General features: G+C 59.4%; 28 protein-coding genes. 24 read left to right on the forward strand and 4 right to left on the reverse strand.

The features are described from left to right. The first annotated feature begins 147 nt into the window (after positions 1–147). The 12 genes from GTP90_RS01805 to GTP90_RS01855 all read left to right on the forward strand — a co-directional run bounded on the left by GTP90_RS01805 (position 148) and on the right by GTP90_RS01855 (position 4,999). Positions 148–396, forward strand: a complete 249-nt coding sequence (locus GTP90_RS01805; RefSeq protein ID WP_161081851.1) for a hypothetical protein — start codon at positions 148–150, stop codon at positions 394–396. A gap of 80 nt (positions 397–476) precedes the next feature. Further along, the gene (locus GTP90_RS01810; RefSeq protein WP_161081852.1) at positions 477–836 is read left to right on the forward strand and encodes a hypothetical protein; all 360 of its coding nucleotides are present in this window, start codon (positions 477–479) and stop codon (positions 834–836) included. A gap of 37 nt (positions 837–873) precedes the next feature. Then, positions 874–1,071, forward strand: a complete 198-nt coding sequence (locus GTP90_RS01815) for a hypothetical protein (protein ID WP_161081853.1) — start codon at positions 874–876, stop codon at positions 1,069–1,071. Between the two features lie 190 nt (positions 1,072–1,261). Further along, a complete protein-coding gene (locus GTP90_RS37280) occupies positions 1,262–1,390 on the forward strand; it encodes a hypothetical protein (RefSeq protein WP_256369087.1) in 129 nt (42 codons plus the stop codon). After that, positions 1,387–1,578: a hypothetical protein gene (locus GTP90_RS01820; protein WP_161081854.1), complete on the forward strand. Its 192-nt coding sequence runs from the start codon at positions 1,387–1,389 to the stop codon at positions 1,576–1,578. The genes GTP90_RS37280 and GTP90_RS01820 overlap by 4 nt, the downstream gene beginning before the upstream one ends. Positions 1,579–1,580: 2 nt before the next feature. Further along, positions 1,581–1,901 carry a hypothetical protein gene (locus GTP90_RS01825; RefSeq protein WP_161081855.1) on the forward strand — a complete coding sequence of 107 codons (321 nt, stop codon included), beginning with the start codon at positions 1,581–1,583 and terminating at the stop codon, positions 1,899–1,901. A gap of 124 nt (positions 1,902–2,025) precedes the next feature. Continuing rightward, positions 2,026–2,325 (forward strand): hypothetical protein, encoded by a 300-nt coding sequence (locus GTP90_RS01830; protein ID WP_161081856.1) that lies wholly within the window; start codon positions 2,026–2,028, stop codon positions 2,323–2,325. A 443-nt stretch (positions 2,326–2,768) separates the two neighbouring features. Continuing rightward, entirely contained in the window at positions 2,769–3,821 is a 1,053-nt protein-coding gene (locus tag GTP90_RS01835; protein WP_161081857.1) for an RNA-guided endonuclease InsQ/TnpB family protein, read from the forward strand. A gap of 81 nt (positions 3,822–3,902) precedes the next feature. Continuing rightward, positions 3,903–4,046, forward strand: a complete 144-nt coding sequence (locus GTP90_RS01840) for a hypothetical protein (RefSeq protein WP_161081858.1) — start codon at positions 3,903–3,905, stop codon at positions 4,044–4,046. A gap of 64 nt (positions 4,047–4,110) precedes the next feature. Continuing rightward, complete coding sequence (locus GTP90_RS01845; protein WP_161081859.1) at positions 4,111–4,437, forward strand: hypothetical protein; 327 nt, start codon at positions 4,111–4,113, stop codon at positions 4,435–4,437. Then, complete coding sequence (locus tag GTP90_RS01850) at positions 4,425–4,616, forward strand: hypothetical protein (protein ID WP_161081860.1); 192 nt, start codon at positions 4,425–4,427, stop codon at positions 4,614–4,616. Before GTP90_RS01845 ends, GTP90_RS01850 begins: the two co-directional genes overlap by 13 nt. A 44-nt stretch (positions 4,617–4,660) precedes the next feature. Next, entirely contained in the window at positions 4,661–4,999 is a 339-nt protein-coding gene (locus GTP90_RS01855; RefSeq protein WP_161081861.1) for a hypothetical protein, read from the forward strand. 455 nt (positions 5,000–5,454) lie between these two features. Here the strand turns inward: GTP90_RS01855 and GTP90_RS01860 are convergent, their stop codons facing one another. Beyond that, positions 5,455–5,757, reverse strand: a complete 303-nt coding sequence (locus GTP90_RS01860) for a hypothetical protein (protein ID WP_161081862.1) — start codon at positions 5,755–5,757, stop codon at positions 5,455–5,457. Between the two features lie 605 nt (positions 5,758–6,362). Then, complete coding sequence (locus tag GTP90_RS36335) at positions 6,363–7,220, reverse strand: hypothetical protein (protein ID WP_175047941.1); 858 nt, start codon at positions 7,218–7,220, stop codon at positions 6,363–6,365. An 812-nt stretch (positions 7,221–8,032) separates the two neighbouring features. On the opposite strand from GTP90_RS36335, the gene GTP90_RS01865 reads away from it, so the two are divergent. From GTP90_RS01865 to GTP90_RS01920, 12 genes are all read left to right on the forward strand, one after another. Then, positions 8,033–8,221 (forward strand): hypothetical protein, encoded by a 189-nt coding sequence (locus GTP90_RS01865; RefSeq protein ID WP_161081863.1) that lies wholly within the window; start codon positions 8,033–8,035, stop codon positions 8,219–8,221. Positions 8,222–8,233: 12 nt separating this feature from the next. Beyond that, positions 8,234–8,431 (forward strand): hypothetical protein, encoded by a 198-nt coding sequence (locus tag GTP90_RS01870; RefSeq protein ID WP_161081864.1) that lies wholly within the window; start codon positions 8,234–8,236, stop codon positions 8,429–8,431. 224 nt (positions 8,432–8,655) lie between these two features. Beyond that, complete coding sequence (locus GTP90_RS01875) at positions 8,656–8,847, forward strand: hypothetical protein (protein WP_161081865.1); 192 nt, start codon at positions 8,656–8,658, stop codon at positions 8,845–8,847. A gap of 708 nt (positions 8,848–9,555) precedes the next feature. Further along, a complete protein-coding gene (locus tag GTP90_RS01880; RefSeq protein ID WP_161081866.1) occupies positions 9,556–9,771 on the forward strand; it encodes a hypothetical protein in 216 nt (71 codons plus the stop codon). Positions 9,772–9,788: 17 nt separating this feature from the next. Then, the gene (locus tag GTP90_RS01885) at positions 9,789–10,220 is read left to right on the forward strand and encodes a hypothetical protein (protein WP_161081867.1); all 432 of its coding nucleotides are present in this window, start codon (positions 9,789–9,791) and stop codon (positions 10,218–10,220) included. A 210-nt stretch (positions 10,221–10,430) separates the two neighbouring features. Then, positions 10,431–10,640 carry a hypothetical protein gene (locus GTP90_RS01890; protein ID WP_161081868.1) on the forward strand — a complete coding sequence of 70 codons (210 nt, stop codon included), beginning with the start codon at positions 10,431–10,433 and terminating at the stop codon, positions 10,638–10,640. Positions 10,641–10,651: 11 nt separating this feature from the next. Continuing rightward, the gene (locus tag GTP90_RS01895) at positions 10,652–10,960 is read left to right on the forward strand and encodes a hypothetical protein (protein WP_161081869.1); all 309 of its coding nucleotides are present in this window, start codon (positions 10,652–10,654) and stop codon (positions 10,958–10,960) included. A gap of 420 nt (positions 10,961–11,380) precedes the next feature. Next, positions 11,381–11,653: a hypothetical protein gene (locus tag GTP90_RS01900; RefSeq protein WP_161081870.1), complete on the forward strand. Its 273-nt coding sequence runs from the start codon at positions 11,381–11,383 to the stop codon at positions 11,651–11,653. Between the two features lie 155 nt (positions 11,654–11,808). Beyond that, positions 11,809–12,006 (forward strand): hypothetical protein, encoded by a 198-nt coding sequence (locus GTP90_RS01905; protein WP_161081871.1) that lies wholly within the window; start codon positions 11,809–11,811, stop codon positions 12,004–12,006. A gap of 17 nt (positions 12,007–12,023) precedes the next feature. After that, a complete protein-coding gene (locus tag GTP90_RS01910; RefSeq protein ID WP_161081872.1) occupies positions 12,024–12,365 on the forward strand; it encodes a hypothetical protein in 342 nt (113 codons plus the stop codon). A 48-nt stretch (positions 12,366–12,413) separates the two neighbouring features. Then, positions 12,414–12,701, forward strand: a complete 288-nt coding sequence (locus GTP90_RS01915) for a hypothetical protein (RefSeq protein ID WP_161081873.1) — start codon at positions 12,414–12,416, stop codon at positions 12,699–12,701. A gap of 9 nt (positions 12,702–12,710) precedes the next feature. Beyond that, on the forward strand, positions 12,711–12,974 hold the full coding sequence (locus tag GTP90_RS01920; RefSeq protein ID WP_161081874.1) for a hypothetical protein: 264 nt from the start codon (positions 12,711–12,713) through the stop codon (positions 12,972–12,974). Positions 12,975–13,993: 1,019 nt separating this feature from the next. Here the strand turns inward: GTP90_RS01920 and csf3 are convergent. Both csf3 and csf2 read right to left on the reverse strand, forming a co-directional pair. Then, positions 13,994–14,689, reverse strand: coding sequence for a type IV CRISPR-associated protein Csf3 (csf3, locus tag GTP90_RS01925; protein ID WP_161081875.1), 696 nt, complete (start codon positions 14,687–14,689; stop codon positions 13,994–13,996). Then, positions 14,689–15,801, reverse strand: coding sequence for a type IV CRISPR-associated protein Csf2 (csf2, locus tag GTP90_RS01930; RefSeq protein WP_161081876.1), 1,113 nt, complete (start codon positions 15,799–15,801; stop codon positions 14,689–14,691). Before csf2 ends, csf3 begins: the two co-directional genes overlap by 1 nt. Between the last annotated feature and the right edge of the window lie 2 nt (positions 15,802–15,803).

A 15,803-nucleotide genomic window follows, 5' to 3' on the forward strand; every position in this document is an offset into this window, starting at 1 on the left:
TTCCTTCTCACCCACGGCCGGCGACTGCCGCGGCGTTCCTTCGGCAGGCTCAAGCAACCCATTATGCGGGAATTGGTATTGGCGCCCCCTACCAGGTAATCTCATTTCCAAGGTAGGGCCACGCCACACAACCTGAGGAGCGGAACAATGACGAGCACCACGACAATGCCATGCGCAGACGAGAACTTTACCAAGCGCGCCTTTGCCCCCTCTGACGACGGCGACCACGTCTGCACGCATTGCGGCTGGATGCAATCGAGCGCGGCCGGCGGCGCGGCCGAACTGTGCAACAGCGCCACTTGGCACAGCCAGGGCGAGTACGAGCGCTATGCCAACGTGGCACGCGCCGGCGGGTACAGCGTGCCAGACACCGCGCCCAATCTGGTGCGGAACTGATCGCCAGTCCAGCAATGCAAACAGTCCATGCGACGGATGGCGTGCACCGAGATGCACAATTTCTCTGAAAGGCCAATGTGATGAATGCCCCATTCCCAGTTGTAGCCAACAAGTCCTTCGATGGTGCCACTATCCCGGGCAAGGCGTACACGGTCACACAGACGTGCAACGACGGCCAGGATTGGTACAAGATCACGGCAGAGAACGGCTGCAACTGGGTTCCTGCGCACGTCTTTAGCGCCAAGGGTCCGTGCTGCACGGCCGAGCCGCTACATGAGCGCATCGCCGCGTTGCGGGGGCAAGGCATCACCATCCACGGCCCCAACGGGGACACGCAATCGCATTGGGCATGGTGCGATGAGGAGGGCAACTACTCGAGCGAGTTCGCCACCCAGGCGCACGCTGTCGAGGATGCCGAGCAGAGCGTGGCGGCACAATAAGGTCGAGGCTAAGAAAGACCATTTTGAGGAGCACACCATGAAAGCGATCAAGGTCAACCAAACAGCCGACGGCAAAGAAATCTTTTGCGTCGACGCCGACGGCAAGCACTATGAGGTCGTTGGTGATGATGTGCGCATCGTTCGCCTGGTCCATGGCTGCAATCAACAGGTGCGCATGACCCACCCACGTTACAGCGCGCTGCGCGCCCGCATCCTGGCAGCGTGCAGCGCGTAGCGCATCAACCCTCGCTCCGCTCTCGCGGCTACCAGCTGCATATCCATCCACCTTGAAGGCAATCCTCATGAGCTATGACAAGGCAATGAAACACGCGCGAAACGTACGCAAGTGCAGGCAACAGTCGCGCCAATACATGGGCTTCGATACCGGGTCGGGCCATTGAGCGGCGGTCCGCAGCAATCCCTACATGGCGGCACTGCTCAATGTGCGCGAGTGGTTCCGCCACCGCCACATCGGCGACAGCGCGTACAACCGCGAGTGCATAAGGGAAGCGATCGAGGAATGCCGTCAGCACGCCCCAAAGGCGGCCAAATGAGCCGCTATCGCGCGGAACTAGCGATCGCAGACCGCCACCTTACCGCGACCGAGCTGGGCGAGAAATACCTCACCGAGCATCCGGTTTGGCAACTAGCGCAATATCGCGCCCGCGTGGAAAACATAGGCAAGACCCGAGACCTCGACTACTGGGCTTGGGTCGAGCAACAACTGCAACTGGAGGACTGATCATGCTGTGGATGATCACGCAGGACATCATCAACGCCGGCGATTGCGCGAACTGGGTTGGCCGTTGCGGCGCCGCGATGGCCCGCGACCTGGGTGCGGCCCGCGTACCGGAAGATGAGCGCGCACAGCTTGTGGCCGACTGCGACTACGAATTTCGTCTGTACGATGGCGATGACCACCTGTACTACGAGGGCGTCTGCAAAGAGCTGGACCAGCAGGACGGCGAGAGCGCCTTTGAGCCGCTGGACTGGGCACAGACGGACGCGGGTTGCACGACGATGAAGTACCGCAAGAAAGGCCTGGGCGTCTGGCAAACCTTGTGACGAGCGCGCCCGCATGAGCGTCCAGCAGCACGCGGCAATGCAGGAGCTATCCAACCTGGGCGATGTACGACTTTCCCAACCCTTCCTCCCCCATGGGCTGCGCAACCAAGAACGGGACCGGACTATGAAATTCACTACCCACCAGGCCGAGCGCGACATACTGCAAACGACGGTTGCCTATGTCGGCGGCAGCCGGCGCCGCGCTTTCGACGCCGTCGTGATCCAGATCGACCACTTCAACCCCACCAAGCCAAAACGCAGCGTGGTGTTGCGAACATCCGGCGCGCTGCATCCGGATATCGACAAAGCCAGGATGCGGCGCCTGTGTCGGCGCCTGCGCGCCGCCGGCGTGAGCTTTACCACCGATGCGCGGTGTCACCCACTAAACGGTATCGGTGGCACCTGGTACGCCCAAACCCACTAAGCCATGCCGGGGCCATGACGGCGCCCCCTGCCCCATTCGGCCATCCAGAGCCCGGTAGCGCCACAACCGGCGTGCTCCTCCCCCCATTGGCAACCCGCGGCGTGGTCGTCACCGGCCCGCGCGCCGGCCAGCATCGCGAGGCGGATGCAGAGCACCAGCGCCAGCATGGGAATTGGAACCTGCACTGCGCCTGCGGTACTCTGTCCTCATTCCCCACCCTGCCATGCCCTGCTTTGAAGCGCGGCCTGGAGCACCGGAGCGCACTATGGACCTGACCGCGATTGCACAAGAATTTTCGACCGCCTACGGCGAGAACGTCCAACACACCTACCAGTTCATCAGATGTACTCCGAGAAACCCCGTCCTTCAGGGCGGGGAGAGAAAGGAGCTGACTGCAAAGCGGTCGTTGCCTTTTGATTGAAAGAACTGTATATAATTACAGTATGATTTTGGTCTATCGCTACCGAGTGAAGTCGTTGAACGGATTGCTGAACAAGCAGTCTCGAGCATGTAGTTTCGTCTGGAATTACTGCAACGACCGGCAAAAGGACGCATTGCGGTTTGGCCGCCGCTGGCACACCGGTTTCGATTTGAACAAACTTACACAGGGCTGCAGCAAAGAACTTGGCTTGCATTCGGGAACGGTGAACGCGGTGTGTGAGCAATACGCCAAGTCGAGGTCGCAGAAGAGGCGCCCATACTTGCGCTATCGTGGGAAAAAGAACTTGGGATGGGTTCCGCTCAAGGGGCGGGAATTGAAGCGTGAAGGTAACGCCTTCCGCTTCGCCGGCAACACCTTCCGCGTGTTTAACTGCCGCGCTCTGCCTGAAGGCAAGATCAAGGACGGTACGAATTTCTCGCAGGACTCTCGCGGCAACTGGTTCCTCAATATTGTGATCGACGTCACCGTCGATCCGGCGCAGGCCCGCCAGCCAGTTCGTGGCGTTGGCATCGACCTGGGGCTGAAGGATTTCGCTACGCTGTCGACGGGGGAGAAGATCGATGCGCAGCGCATCTATCGCAATATGGAGCAGGCGCTGGCTGTGGCCCAGCGCGCGAAAAAGAAGCGCCGGGTGCGGGCCATCCATGCGAAAGTGGCGAACCGTCGCAATGATTTCCAACACAAACTGTCGAATCGCATTGTGAGCGAGTTTGACTATATCGCGGTGGGTAATGTGGGCGCCGCCGGACTGGCCAAAACCAACATGGCCAAGTCCGTACTTGATGCAGGTTGGTCGTCCTTCCGAAGCAAACTGGCGTACAAGGCTGTTAAGCATGGCGCTTGGTTCGAGGAGGTGAATGAAAGCTTTACCACCCAGACTTGTTCGAGTTGCGGCATTCTGCCGGACTCGCGGCCGAAAGGTATCGCAGGTCTTGGAATAAGAGAATGGCAGTGTAGTAATTGTGGTTGCGTACATGATCGTGACACCAATGCTGCTTTAAACATTCTCCGTCGCGGACGTGCGACGCTAGCTGTAGGAATTCCCGTCCTTTAGGGCGGAGAGGACGTCAATAAGGGGGAGTGTTTAGCGCACTTCGGCGACGCCAGGAGCTTTAGCCTCAAGGCCTGCGACTGGATGGACAAGAGTGCCGACGAAATGGAGGCGTGGATCGTCGAGCACATCGTCGCCAAGCTGGACCCCAGCTGGCCGCCCGCCCATAGCCGCGCCATCAACGACGTCATCTGGAGCGCCTGCCATGCCCACGCGAATGCGGCGTGACGCACCAACCTGGCCAACGATCACCTTCACACACACTTTCCAAGACATTGCACGAGCGGGCATCATGACCACCACACCGAGCGGACACATCGACAACACAGATCGGATGAGCACTGCTGACGTCAAGGCCCGCCTGGACGAATTGGGAGACGCTGCCGAGCAACGTATGCGCATGTGCACCCCAGACTTCGTTAGCCTCCTCGGCGGCGCTGCCATCGACTTCATGACACCGGAGGAGCGCGCTGAGCGCCACGAGCTGGTGATGCAGCTGCCCACATTCCATGAGGAAAGGCAGGCAGCTAGGGCGAGGATTCAAGCGCGTATTGCCGAACGACGGAATCGGTCTGCTCAAACGGCCGCACTAAAGGAGAAAGTCTCATGCACAAAATGACCGACGACGAGTGGAAAGCCGAGCTTCGGCGCCTGACGGCGGCTGTAACCAGGAAGCGCAACCAAGTACAGTGCGAGAGGACGCTGGCCGAGAAGGTGGCCGCCAAAGAGCGAGTCAAGCTGGCGGAGAGCGCGCTGCGCAAGCACAAACTGCATTACTACGAACTGACCGGCGACTGAGCTTCGACCCAGCTGCTCATCGCCCATGCCACCTGGGTGTGACCATGAACGACAAACCGCGCGGCTACACCTCGAAGGAAATCCAAGACCGCGAGCAGGTCATGGACGTGCTCGCAAGGAACCAGCAAGAACTGTCCCAGCTCATGAAAGCACGCGGCGTCAGCGAGTCGCAGCCCGGCTACACAGCCTTTGCGATCGACTTCGCGCGCACTAAACTGGGTGACGCGGTGCGCGGGAACGCGTTCATCGCGCAGTTTGCGCAAAGCGCGGCGGGGGCTCATGGCGCCGCGCCCGGGCGCCGAAACCAGCCGATGCCCCACCACCGACCACACAGACGGGCCGCACGCCGCCGCCGATGGCCGCCCTCCCCTACTGCAGCTTGATCGCCAAAAAACCTCCAAAGTGGCCATCAAAGGCATTTGCCTTCAACACACGACGTTCAACCGCCCTTGTTAGCCAAACACGTCCGAAAACGACCGTCAACCAGCGCCACCATGCGATGCCGGGCCAGGCGCCGGATCGCTCATACCAGGATGGGCATGATCGATTTAGAAGCATGAATCGGGATTGGCGGTGAACCTCTTGGCCACGCCCCGCGCTGTTGCGGTGAGCGCAGCGCGCAGCCACGCTCATGCCGGCGGCGCCGGACCTTGGCCAAGCCGGCCGGCTACAGCTGGTCGGTGTAGCAGAACGCACCCGGCCTGCCGCCGCCGCACGCCCCCATGGCAAATGCCCGGCCGAGGCAAGCACAAGTGCTGAGCAAAGCGCGCTACGGGCGACATGGTGCTGGCAACGCCCGGGCACGGTCGTCTTACCTGCGCGCGGCCTGCACGGCTTCTCACCCCTCCAGGTTAGTGAGCCTGACCATGTAGGGGGCGCTATTAGCGCTCGGGCCGATGTGTTCCCGGCAGGCGTCCACAATCTGGCGCCAGATATGCTCAGGCATATCGCTGTCGGCCCCTTCACCGGCAAGGCTGGCGTCCACGCTAACGACGACATCCGAGTAGTCGCCGGCGACGCCATCGCCTTTTGGGTGCCATGTGAACTTGGGCAGATCATTATTGAGCCAGGCCATGAAGGCCGGATCTGCGAAGAACGCAGGCACATTGAAAACAAGGGCGTTGGTCCTTTGAACGTTCATCTTCAACCTCGCGGGTAGGGGTAATCGGAGCTGACTGACACCTTCGGCCAAGTGCCGCAGCGACCCACCAAGTCTACTAAGCTAGCGCTGCGCAATCCAATAGCCGAAGGGCCGTGGCGCTTCGCGACCAGACCAGAGGCAGACACACACCACACCCGGCTTTGCAACAATGCGGCAGGCCACCGCCTGGACAAGAACGGGATGGCCACTGGCTGTCCGGCGGTTATACCATTGCGCGCGATAGCGGTATCGGGGAATGTCACAGCGTCGCGCTACTGCCTGGGCTACGGCATTACGGTCATTCAGGCGGTAACAGTGAGACCGCCACTTTCTGGTAGGGCTGAGACCTTACTGTGGAATCGGCCACGCTGTGTACGTAACCCTGCTACAGCCGCGTGGGCCGCGCATAAGGCTTGGCCTACGGGGATCAAACAAGCCAGAAGAAGTTGATGCCCGCCTACCTGGGGCACGTCGGGCAGTAGCCGGTTTCGAAATTTCGATAATCAGTGACTAACTGCAGGGCTTCTCCGCGCGGGACCAAGGCGCGCGCCGGCACGCCTTGACGATTCACCCAGCCTGCTGCACTAGCGATAGCTTCGCCCAGGTCACGCAGTAGCCCAATCCAGAGGTGGTCCGAACTCGGCGCGAGGCGTCATCGGATTTCGAGCCGCGGGGAGCGCCCGCAAGGTTCCCATCATTTCCTCGCCGGCCGACAGCGCACCCATGGTTTCGTACAAGTGACGGATCGTCATGGGTGCCTGAATCTCAACTTCAACATGGACCTCTTGGACGTCATCGTCAGAGCTTATCCTGCGCACCCAGAACTGCCGGTACCAGGCCGAAGAAATCCGCACGTCACCAACCGTCCAAGACTTGGGCCAGATCGCATCGATGCACTGTTTCAGGTTCCTGACCATATCGTCGTCTTCAGCAAGGAACGACACGACCCCACAATAATCGTCGCCGATTGGCTCGAGCTGGGCGCGCCTAAGAGCCTGGCGAACCGTGCGGGCCCGTAGGCGTTGGAAACGCTCGAAGGCGTCTCGGTCCATCTTAGGTGGCTGTGCCGATTCCCCCGTCAATAGCCGCTTGAGGTTCTGTTCGCGCTGGTCGACCATGACAAGCGAATCGGCAGGCAGTTGGTCACTGGCCGAGGAGAACAATGGCTGCGGTGCCGGCGGGTCGCCAGCCACGGTGGCCACTGCTCCATTTTCAAAAGCGGCGAAGCTCACAGGGGGATAACCCAACTGCACCAGGCGAGATTGAAGTTTCGTCAGATCCAGGTCGCGTGCAGATGCATCGTTGGTATTTTTGAGGGCGGCTAGCAGTGCCGCATGTGTGGCGAACCCCGCGGAGGCAGCGATGGCCTCGCTTAGGTGGGATGATTTGATGTGCGGAAATGCTCGAGCGGCGTCACGTTTGAGCTGCAAAAACGCGGGCGCAGTAAAGTCAATGGATGCCATAGCAACCTCCGGTCAACAGCCGACGTCTGCCGATTACGCATCGACCAGTGAAGGGATGGTCGCATTTGGATGACACACTACTTGGCTGTTTAACCCGGCAGCAGGTTCGGATGGCGGTTCCTTAGTCGCACTATACCTGCGTCCTGGCCTCCTGCCAAGCGCGGTGGTGCGCGCCTTGCGTGGCACGCTTTGGCGCCGCCGGATGCCCCGCCTGTCGGCGCCGTGATCGCACCAATTTCGAGACGCTGCCACCGGGTGCCAGGAGGCTCTAAGCGCACGAGCATCGATGCGGTCAATGCCGCGCGCGCGCCTGCACGCTCACCCTGGCGAGACCGCATCAGAGATGTGCCGATGGTACAGACGAAGAACCCCTACGCCAAGACAAGCACTGCGCACCAGGCGCGCCATGGCCGCTTGGCCGAATGCGGCGGGCCAACCAGTAAGCATGGACACGGCCGGAGCCGATCGCACGCTGCTGGATGTACTGGTCGCTTCCGGCTACGCCTCATCCACGGGGGCGGCATACCGCAAAGCGATTCGAGCGGCGCATAAGCGCAAGAGGCTGCGTACTCCAGCTTCTTGATCGAGTTTAATGAAACGCTACAATGTGAAGCATGGAGGTGCAGGCCGCCCCCGTCGAACAAGGAATCCAGATGCGAGCACTTCATGTTAGCGGCGCGATCGAGTTCGCTAAACGTGCGACTTTTCACCGGGATGAGCGCGGCCTAGCGTATTTGAAAGCGCACATCGCAACGAACCCGGCTTGGTATGCAAAGCGCCAAGCAACCTGGAACTGAGGAAGGAACACGAATATGCTGAACCAACTGCAACCTGACCTGCGCCGCCTGCTGGACCTGACCCGCAAGATGGAGAATTTCGACGCAACGCTGGCTGCGGCGCGCACCGCCGGCAAGCCAATAGATCCAAAGCAGCCGGCCCTGGACGAACGCCGGCGCATGGAACAGGAAGCGACGCACCTGCGAGCTAAGTGGGATATCTAAAGGGAGGAGAACATGATGAGCCAACAGTCCTACGAACGCGCGAAAGCGATCCACGCAGGCGAGATCAAGCGCCTGTATCTGGCAGGGCATCATCACAAGCATGGGCAAGCGGTCGCACTTGAATTCGTGGATGCCGCGCCGGTGCGCTTCTACGGTGACGTTTCCCGGGCCCGACGCATCGTGGAGCGGTTCAATCGCCGATTCGGTTAAGGGATAACGGCCGTGAAAGCGGCAATCGCCTCAACTAAGGAAAATTGTCATGAACTGTGATTACGTGCGAGAACATTACGGTGTCCCAGCTGAAATCGGGCGACGTGTTACGGTCTATGGGAAGCCCGGCATCGTATGACCACTCCGATTCGTGAGACCGAGACCCCGAAGTGGAAACGCTTTCTGCGCCGGTTCGGTTTCAAAATCTAGTAACGAGGATATCCATGGATGCTGCTCACCTGATCCCGATGAAACCCACCTGTCGCTCGTGCGGTGGTCGGTTGACCCTGGACGAGATGCACTATTACGATCAAGGCGACGGCACCGCCAGCTGCGGCCGCTGCGAGAGCGAATGGATGCAGGATATGGCCGACTGGAAGGCAGGCAAAACGGACAAAATGCCACCCCGGCGGTAAGAGAGCTCCGTTCATGAACCAAGAGCTAACCCCAGAACAAATCGCTGAAGTCTGGCTGGCCACAAGCCATATCACCCACGTCACGCAGCGCCACCTTGCTTTCGCGCGTGGCGTGGTAAAGGCGGATCGGGCGCTTGGCCGGGAAAGTGGCCCCGGTACAGTTCATAGCAGCGACTTGTCGATGTTGGTCAAGCGGCTCGTTGGTGCGCTACGCAGCGCAGCACCTGGCCATCGACTCGCCGACCGCGCAATGGATTACTTGCTTCGAGAAGGCTTGGCAGGAACGCCGCTGCGGGTGGTTTCCAATTCAAGTGAAACGCAACCAGACAATTCCAACGGCGCAAAATGTTCCCCGGCGGCGCCCGGAATAGGCGGAACGGGCCCGGGATGAAGCCAATGATTGAACCGCCCCCCCCGCGGCGCGGGGCAGTATCCGGAGGCCGACCTGCGCCGACTGTCCGAACTGGCGACTGCGATTGATCCAGTGGTCCGTCCGACCTTCACGAGCCTGTCCTGATTCGCACGCCACAACAAGGCCACGATTTCTAATCGGTGCTGAAATCTCGCAGGACGGCCGGTATTTCGTGTTACTGACTGAACTAAAACTCTAAAGATGAAGAGCGAGTATTTGCACGGTTAGATTATCTAACCTATAATACGAAGCATAGGCGGTGCACCCTGCACTGCGATCAGCAAGGAAACCGCATCGTGGCGCACATCCCTGACTACCGACTTCCTGGCACCATGGTGCGCCGCCTCATGCGAAAGCATTGTGTGACCATCCGTTCGCTTTCACAGAAGTACAATGTCACGATGAAGCGTGTTCGCCAAGTGAGAGCAGATGGTGCACGCGGATTCGCCGCGAGCGAGTGGCACTACATGATTACCGGTTCCTGGCTGGATGGCTCGTCGGTGCAGGCTTAATAGATCGGGGATAACGCATGGCGCTGACATACAGAGACAAATTGCGACTGGTGAAAGACATCGCGCCAGGAGCAATCTGGAGAAATATCAAGACTGGCCGCACTGCGACGCTCGTGGAGCGCTGCGGCATGGACCTGGTGATTGTGCACCAGTCGGGCCGGCGGACAAAAAAGCAGGACCACTACTTTGCGGCCAATTTCGAGCCGGCTATGCAGAAGTCCGACACGGTAGAGCAGAAAGCTGACGCCTCAACAATTCACCTCTCGCCGAACGAGAAGGATTGGCTTGTGAAGATGTCGACTGCGCCGCGCCAGACGATCAAGCTCATCGATGAACCGAACTTGCGCGCATTGAACGGGCTGGTAAGGAAAGGTATGGCCACATCAGTCCATGGCACCTTCTGGACCATTACCGATCTGGGAGTGCAGCGCTGCACGACGATCTATTAGGCAACGAACTATCGCCAAATTTGTGATGTTGAGTGCGCCCCGCATAGGTGCCTCGAAAACTAGGCGATGCGTCGCAGCTACTGCCATATTTAAGGACGACAAATGCTCCATCAGGACCTTCCAGTTCCCTTTGCGGAAAACGATCTACGCTCTTGGGGATACACCCACTGGCGTTGCCTGCCGGACGGCACTGTGCTGGCTGTAGGCCCCATGAGTATCTCGAACGGTCGCCTGTTCTGGGACGTACACCAGGCTGGCTACCAAGACTTCTACTGCTACGACTCCGTTGAACTGGCCGTGCAGGGCATGATGAGCTTTGATCCGGCACGAGACAAAGAGCCAGTAGGCTGGCATCGGCACGCATCGACCGGGCGCCGTCGTCCGGCCGGCGACGCTTCCAAAGAGTACATCAACATGTGAGCGGAAGATTCATGGACACCCAAGCAGCCTTTGTGCAGGCGGTCAACACGGTACTCGAAGATCCGTATTGGCTGCCGACGCTGAACACCACGGACGTATACGTCCGCAGACAAGACGACACCGACGGCAAGGTCGGGCCGGAGCAGGAAATTTCGGTGACGTTCAGCCCGGACGGCGATGCCTGGCTGATGTTGCCTGGATCTGAGTCGTTGCGGTTTCGCACCGATGCAGGCGGGGGCAAGTCTTTGCGCACCCGAAATGCACTGCTGCTGTTGGCTGAAGCCATCCGTCGCGACAATGAAGAACATCCCCAACAATAGGGAAAATGGTGATGCCGCAGGTACGATTTGGAACAATTCAGCGTGGCCAGAACTTCAGGCGTGGAACGTCGTCCCAGGTCTGGCGACGTGAACAAGGCAGGTTTGCCCGCCCAATCCAATTCATCGGCGGGCATGCCAGTCTGTACGGTGGTTCTCAGCTTTCGATTGATGTCGACGAGCTCGTTACCCCTATTCTGAGTCGGCAAGGATGATTCGCATGAAAACGCACAAGGTGATCGGTAAATATAGCGGTGACACGTACCTGGTCGGCACGCTGGATGAGTGCGAGACGTACGTAGCGTACGAACTGGCCGATAGCTTCCAAATTGTACCGATCAATCGATAAGAGCCCGCCAGCCACGGCACCAACAAAGCGGTAAGCGCCCAGGTAGCGGAGATACACATACAAGGAGCAAGAACATGAACACGGGATTGCTGCCCCGACCGACGATGCGCAGCATCGTCAAGGCCATGACGGCACAGGACCTCGCAGCGTGCGCGCAGGACGTGATTTCGTGGCAGGACAAAGGTATACTCGCCGACGGTCCGCTTCAAGCATTGGCGGCGCGCTTCGTGGCCGAGACGGGCATTAGTGAAATGGACTCGATGCAGCAGGCCGAGGCTGCAGTTCTGCGAGAAGCATCGTTGCGATTCATCGCAATGCAAGCCGGTCCTCGAGCCGACCACCAGTAGCGCGAGGAACACCAATAGAATCGGGACTCTCTGTCGACTGGAACGGCGCCGTACGTCGAACCGATGCGATCGACGCCAGGGCGACGAGCGGGGTCAGCGGGAAGCGCCTGGGAGTGGCATAGCACACTTGAACCAGCTGCACTAAAGGACAAATCGTGTCGAGAACGTATAAAGCGGGCGAGCAAATTGCTTGCCCTCATTGCGGACAGTTGCAGGAAGACGTAGTTGAAGACTATGTGATTCCTGGCAAAACCGGGCCATCGTCCGCAGCCGTAGAAAATTGCTTCGAGTGCGGCGATGACTTTGAAGTTTCGTATCTTGGTGACGGCATCTATTCCGTCAAGGTGCTTTGATTTCCAAAGGATGATGCATGGCTTATACACTAACGCGCGATGATTTGGCATCGATCAACGACATCGAGGTGGCTTTCAGCACGGAGCGCTTTTTGCCGGCATGGGAGGACATCCCGCAGTCCTTCAAGCAGGGCAACATCTACACTACGCTGGCCGAGGCCATTTTCTATGGTACGTCGCTGCCAAGTGGCGACATGGAATTTCTGCCAGGCTTCGAAGATGATGACGCACCCGCAGCGCTCAATCGCTGCGTTCGTGCCCATATCCGGTCATTTGGCCCGAAGCACCAGCACAAAATTGCAGGCGTCGGCTTTTTGATCTCGCAGGTGTGCAAGATCACGGCCGCCCAAGCGGCGTAAGCCAAGGGTACGCGCGCAATGCTCCGCCGAACCCCGCCAACAATCGTCGTGTCTGAACCTGATGTTCTGGCTGCACTCAATCACCTTCGATCGCTGCCCCTGCGCGACAATGGGCCGGTATCGTGGGATCGTCAATATGTCCTCAACCTGATTCGCGAAGCCGCGGGCCCCGCCTCCAAGGTAGGAGACTTGCTCAATATCGGCCCGGGGGTCTATGGCGTGGTCAAGCCGTTCGGCGTTGATTTGGCAGGTGGACCGCATGCAGCAGGTCAGCTTCAGGTTTGGATCGCAATTCGAGCCACCGGAACTGACCCTACTAAAGTCACGGTGTTATAGGGGAAAATCATGAGCGACGGTATGGGCTGGACTGGCAAACGTGTGAAGCATGTTGATGGGCGCGAAGGCGTGATTAATCGCGAATCACCGGGCTTTTGCTTCGTCATGCTTTTCATCATCGACAATGCCGGCAACACCGATACGGTGCAGTTGAACACGAATGGGCCCGACACGGGATCGGCTGGTTGGTCGTGGTGCTACCGCGACGCGCAGGACGGCGAACCAGAAGCCTGGGGCTGGCTGGGCGACCACAACAACATGGCTGCGGCCTAAAAGAAACTCCATGGCAATGGTTCGAACCTACAGGCTGGCGTCTGATGGGAGGATGGACAGAGCGATCCTCGCCACACGCGCCTACTCGCCAGGCGACCCGCCCCCCGACGGCTACCTGGCGTGGCACGAGTGGGCGAAAATCCAGTACAAGTCCGGTCTCCGTCAAGAGCGGTGCGGCGAGTGCGGGCTGTGGCGGTTCCCGCAGGAGCTGTCGCCAAACGTCGTAAGGCGCACGGTGCAACGCAAGAAGGGCCCGGTCGTATTGGCGCAGCAGGTTTGCTGGATTTGCGATCGAGCGAAGGGCGACGATTAAACACATTAAAAAGGTTCTTCACGCGCTGCTGTGACGTAGCCCGGAAATGCAGAAAACGGTAAATCTTCACCCCCCACATTCGCGGGGATACCGAAGAACTGCCATAACACTGGCGCCACGTCCACCTTCAATCCCCGCATCTGCGGGGAAAACGAAATACTATTTCACGTCCAACCCATCGCGTGCCTTTAATCCCCATAACTGCGGGGATAGCGCTTTCCTTCCCTCTTTTGTTGCCGGTGACTACTTTCAATCCCCGCATCCGCGGGTATCAGACACAAAGACCTATTGGGATAGCAAGAACTTTACTTCAACCCCCACATTCGCGGGGATAACAAGTATTCAGGACTGTATTCAACAACTTTGCAGCTTCAACCCCCACATTCGCGGGGATAACTCTATGGACAGGAATTTTGCGAGGTCTGATTTCTTTCAATCCCCGCATCTGTGGGGATCACGGGCACGCCAGTGGGCCGGTCTTTCGTTTTAGTCTTTAATCCCCGCATTTGCGGGGATAATCAGAAGACAGTTGTTCATTCCCTCAAGCCGATCCTTTAACCCCCGCATTCGCGGGGATAACGACAATCTCCCAGAGCCGAATCCTCCGCCTCTTCAATCCCCGCATTCGCGGGGATAACTTTGGAATGCCTACTCACCTTGATGATTTTATCCTTGAATCCCCGCATCAGTGGGGCTATGGGGCATGCTAGCCAAGCAGCGCAGGAATCGCGAACGCATCCGCCAGGTTTGCGACATCCCAGTAAGGCGGCCGAATCGCAAGCCGTACAGGCAGCGCCCCTTCATGGGCCCAGGGCAGAACGCGTTCGGCCCACTTCATCAGCGCCGCATCATCGCTCTCGATCAAGAAGCTTCGCACCTTGCCGAACCCCATCCGCCCTTTGCCACCAAGATTCGTCACGAAACCTGAATCAGGGTGCAGGAGTTCTTCGAGCCGGTTCAGATCGCCGATACACCAAGCGGTCACCGTCTGGATCTGCTGAACCGGGAAGAACTTGAACTGTTGTTTCAGCAGGCCGCGCTGGGTGTCGATTTTTGCCGCGTATGGCTTCATTGGCGCCTTGAAGCGCCCTTCCAGTTGCCCCGTCTGCGCACGCGTCGCATAGTCGTAAGGATCTGTCTTGCGCGTCCAGAACCGCGTCGAATGTGGCCCGGCGGCGCGCCGCAATGCTGACGCCTTCCAGCACCACTGCCCGGCCTGCTCCTCACGCTGCAACGGGAGGTCACGCGCGATATCGGAGATGGGGCCCGACACGACCATGCCAGTGCGTAACGCCTCTTCCGTGACGGCGTAGGCGACCAGGGCATCAAGGTGCAATGGATGGGCGCCGACAACCATTGGCGTGGACAGCGTCCACTCGAGCCGCAGAGGTTGCATTCCCATCAGGCCACCTCGGACTCGGCACCTGCACGCTCTTTAAAGAACTCGAACATCTCGTCGGCCGTCAGCTTGGCGATAGCTCGCGTTGCTGGTTCGATGAACTGTTCGATGATGGCTGGGGTGAACGTGGCGTCCTGGCTTGCGGCCTTGTCGGTGAAGATGGCCATCGACTCCCCATGACGCACGAGGCTGAGGTCTGCAGTGAATTTACCCAGGCCAGCGCGCACCCAGCCGCCGAGGCCCTGCTCACGCACCAGCGCCTGCAGCGCCAGCAGCATCAGGCCGACATGTTCGTCGGTCACATCGTCGGTGAAGTCGAGCGAGAAGTACATCGGCGTGCCCGCGACGATAGACTGGTAAGCGAGGATGTTGCCAATACCTACTTTGCCGCTGATGTCGCCTTTCTTGATCTCGCCCGCCTTGGCTTTGGCTTTGTCAGCTTTGCGCGTGGCCGTGCCGGCCAACATCGCCGTTTGGTAGTTAGCAACCGCGCTGCTGTCACCGATATATTTTTCCAGTTCGTCTGGGCGCAGAACGCGCAGGGTGTCGTCAACTCGCAGCACCTGCGTTACCTGCACCAGCTGGTAGCCTCGCATCGCCTTCAGGCCCTCGTCGGTCGCGAAGGAGGCCTTAAAGCCGCCGTCGGCCAGGTCGCCGAAGCGCGATGGCACGGTGCCCATCGCGATCGTGTCTTCAATGACCGGGACCAGGTCGGCAACACTGTAACGGGAGCGCAAGAGACGAGCACCGCCACCGAACAGGCCCATGTAGACGTTGTCGCGCGCACGCAGGACCTCTTCCACCGTCAGCGCAGCGGAATCGGGGGACGCGCTGATGGCGCCGCTATTCATGCCGACGTACAGTTCGAGCCTGATCTTCTTGGCCACCGAAATGGCGTCCAACACCTGTGCGGCGGCCTTGCGACGCAGCCGGCCGCGCAAGTCATTGCCGGGGAAATACGGGATGGTTTGCACACCGTTGGGCGTCACGATCCGCATCTGCATGGTGGGTGTGACATTGCCATCGTCGCTTTTTGCCAGCGATTCATCGGGGCTTGCGCAGTGCATGGGCCGGGTCAGACGGAAGATACCTTCAATGCGGTTATGAATGGTCATCA

The sequence above is a fragment of the Duganella vulcania genome, assembly GCF_009857655.1.
Lineage (GTDB): Bacteria > Pseudomonadota > Gammaproteobacteria > Burkholderiales > Burkholderiaceae_D > Rugamonas > Rugamonas vulcania.

Excerpts from the sequence above, each read along its gene's own strand:
- GTP90_RS01895 (WP_161081869.1), top strand. The coding sequence starts at position 10,652 with ATGGACACCCAAGCAGCCTTTGTGCAGGCGGTCAACACGGTACTCGAA.
- csf2 (WP_161081876.1), bottom strand. The coding sequence starts at position 15,801 with ATGACCATTCATAACCGCATTGAAGGTATCTTCCGTCTGACCCGGCCC.
- GTP90_RS01920 (WP_161081874.1), top strand. The coding sequence starts at position 12,711 with ATGAGCGACGGTATGGGCTGGACTGGCAAACGTGTGAAGCATGTTGAT.
- GTP90_RS01825 (WP_161081855.1), top strand. The coding sequence starts at position 1,581 with ATGCTGTGGATGATCACGCAGGACATCATCAACGCCGGCGATTGCGCG.
- GTP90_RS01820 (WP_161081854.1), top strand. The coding sequence starts at position 1,387 with ATGAGCCGCTATCGCGCGGAACTAGCGATCGCAGACCGCCACCTTACC.
- GTP90_RS01910 (WP_161081872.1), top strand. The coding sequence starts at position 12,024 with ATGGCTTATACACTAACGCGCGATGATTTGGCATCGATCAACGACATC.
- GTP90_RS01830 (WP_161081856.1), top strand. The coding sequence starts at position 2,026 with ATGAAATTCACTACCCACCAGGCCGAGCGCGACATACTGCAAACGACG.
- GTP90_RS01860 (WP_161081862.1), bottom strand. The coding sequence starts at position 5,757 with ATGAACGTTCAAAGGACCAACGCCCTTGTTTTCAATGTGCCTGCGTTC.
- GTP90_RS37280 (WP_256369087.1), top strand. The coding sequence starts at position 1,262 with ATGGCGGCACTGCTCAATGTGCGCGAGTGGTTCCGCCACCGCCACATC.
- GTP90_RS01845 (WP_161081859.1), top strand. The coding sequence starts at position 4,111 with ATGACCACCACACCGAGCGGACACATCGACAACACAGATCGGATGAGC.
- GTP90_RS01835 (WP_161081857.1), top strand. The coding sequence starts at position 2,769 with ATGATTTTGGTCTATCGCTACCGAGTGAAGTCGTTGAACGGATTGCTG.
- GTP90_RS01900 (WP_161081870.1), top strand. The coding sequence starts at position 11,381 with ATGAACACGGGATTGCTGCCCCGACCGACGATGCGCAGCATCGTCAAG.
- GTP90_RS01885 (WP_161081867.1), top strand. The coding sequence starts at position 9,789 with ATGGCGCTGACATACAGAGACAAATTGCGACTGGTGAAAGACATCGCG.
- GTP90_RS01805 (WP_161081851.1), top strand. The coding sequence starts at position 148 with ATGACGAGCACCACGACAATGCCATGCGCAGACGAGAACTTTACCAAG.
- GTP90_RS01815 (WP_161081853.1), top strand. The coding sequence starts at position 874 with ATGAAAGCGATCAAGGTCAACCAAACAGCCGACGGCAAAGAAATCTTT.
- GTP90_RS36335 (WP_175047941.1), bottom strand. The coding sequence starts at position 7,220 with ATGGCATCCATTGACTTTACTGCGCCCGCGTTTTTGCAGCTCAAACGT.
- GTP90_RS01865 (WP_161081863.1), top strand. The coding sequence starts at position 8,033 with ATGCTGAACCAACTGCAACCTGACCTGCGCCGCCTGCTGGACCTGACC.
- GTP90_RS01870 (WP_161081864.1), top strand. The coding sequence starts at position 8,234 with ATGATGAGCCAACAGTCCTACGAACGCGCGAAAGCGATCCACGCAGGC.
- GTP90_RS01840 (WP_161081858.1), top strand. The coding sequence starts at position 3,903 with ATGGACAAGAGTGCCGACGAAATGGAGGCGTGGATCGTCGAGCACATC.
- GTP90_RS01855 (WP_161081861.1), top strand. The coding sequence starts at position 4,661 with ATGAACGACAAACCGCGCGGCTACACCTCGAAGGAAATCCAAGACCGC.
- csf3 (WP_161081875.1), bottom strand. The coding sequence starts at position 14,689 with ATGGGAATGCAACCTCTGCGGCTCGAGTGGACGCTGTCCACGCCAATG.
- GTP90_RS01890 (WP_161081868.1), top strand. The coding sequence starts at position 10,431 with ATGAGTATCTCGAACGGTCGCCTGTTCTGGGACGTACACCAGGCTGGC.
- GTP90_RS01875 (WP_161081865.1), top strand. The coding sequence starts at position 8,656 with ATGGATGCTGCTCACCTGATCCCGATGAAACCCACCTGTCGCTCGTGC.
- GTP90_RS01810 (WP_161081852.1), top strand. The coding sequence starts at position 477 with ATGAATGCCCCATTCCCAGTTGTAGCCAACAAGTCCTTCGATGGTGCC.
- GTP90_RS01850 (WP_161081860.1), top strand. The coding sequence starts at position 4,425 with ATGCACAAAATGACCGACGACGAGTGGAAAGCCGAGCTTCGGCGCCTG.